Origin of the sequence: Streptomyces sp. NPDC101152 (assembly GCF_044768275.1) — a bacterium.
GTDB lineage: Bacteria > Actinomycetota > Actinomycetes > Streptomycetales > Streptomycetaceae > Streptomyces.
In genome coordinates this window covers 1-1,348 of sequence record NZ_JBIWPO010000147.1, presented here as the reverse complement: position 1 = coordinate 1,348, position 1,348 = coordinate 1, and the positions used below count along the sequence as shown (strand labels likewise).

Sequence of the window (1,348 nt, the reverse complement as noted above, 5' to 3'; positions counted from 1 at the left end):
GCCGGGACTCCGCCATGCCCAGGCAACGCAATCACCCGGCCCACGTGACGGCAGACGAACAGCGACGCCTCATCACCCCAACCGAAACGCCGAGGTTAGTGCCTGGCGAAGTGCCGCTGTCTCGTTCCGTCCGAGCCGGAACAGCGTGGAGAGGGCCGCACTCTTCTCGGTTCTCTCCAGCGTGGTGATCGTGGTGGCAGGAGGTGCCGTCCGGCTGAGCAGCTCGGGACTTGGCTGCCCCACCTGGCCCAAGTGCACGGACGCAAGCTTGACGCCGACACCGGCGATGGGCGTCCATGGCGAGATCGAATTCGCCAACCGGACACTGATCTATCTGCTCTGCGCGGCAGTGGGCTGGCTCATCATCGTCGCGACCAGACAGCGCGACCGCCGTCCGGGGTTGACTGCGCTGGCCTGGGTGCAGTTCGCGCTCGTGGTCGCTGAGGCGGTGCTGGGAGGCATACCCGTGCTCACCGGACTCAACCCCTTCATCGTGGCTGCGCACTTCCTGCTGGCGATGGTCTTCATCGTAGCGACGGTGGCCGCCTGGGAACGTAGTCGTGAAGGCGACGCTGCGCCCCGGCTGTTGGTCCCCGGGGCGATCCGATACCTCAGCATGCTGCTGTGCGCGGTCAGCGGCCTGGTCCTGATCGCCGGAACCGCGGTGACCGGCACCGGACCACATTCCGGTGACACCGGGGTAGCGCCCCGGATGCCCTTTGACTGGGACCGGGTGGCGCAGTTGCATGCGGATTTGGTGTTCCTGGTGTGCGGGCTGACGATCGCACTGCTCTTTGCGATCAAGGGTGCGGGCGGCCCGCAGAGGGCCTTTCGCCGAACCGTCGAACTGGCGGTGCTGCTGGTCCTCCAAGGTATGATCGGGTACTGGCAGTACTTCACCGGCCTTCCCTCATGGCTGGTCGGCATCCACGTGACAGGCGCGACCCTCGTGTGGATCGCTGCGTTGCGGATCCCGTTCGCACTTCGTGAGCGCCCCTTCACATTGATCACCCCGGTGTCACGGTTGGACCTTTCAACACCGGTCGGCTGAGCGAACGGCCGTGCCGGCAGGGAGGTTCCCCTTAGGGCCGCACAGATAGGTGCGGTGGGGGAGGTCAGAGGCAGAACGGGCACGGACCCTGGTGATCATGGAGTTGCGAAGCTCTGTGATTACCGGGACTCTTGCAGAAAGCCCCGGCGTTCACGCCGGGGATGAATGCATCTCAGGACTGCTCTGATGTGCACGTTAGAGCGGACGTTTTTGCTGCTCGATGTACTGGCGGACGATCGCCAGCGGTGCTCCGCCGCACGATGCGGAGAAGTACGAGGGCGACCACAGGTGCCCGTG

Annotated in this window: 2 protein-coding genes; one reads left to right on the top strand and one right to left on the bottom strand. The window is 65.4% G+C overall.

The genetic code is table 11. The features are described 5' to 3' along the window. The first annotated feature begins 145 nt into the window (after positions 1-145). On the top strand, positions 146-1,051 hold the full coding sequence (locus ACIRVK_RS45555; protein WP_404258069.1) for a heme A synthase: 906 nt from the start codon (positions 146-148) through the stop codon (positions 1,049-1,051). Between the two features lie 195 nt (positions 1,052-1,246). Here the strand turns inward: ACIRVK_RS45555 and ACIRVK_RS45550 are convergent. Then, positions 1,247-1,348, bottom strand: a 102-nt coding sequence (locus ACIRVK_RS45550; RefSeq protein ID WP_404257684.1) for a transposase, incomplete at its 5' end; no start/stop codon positions are given.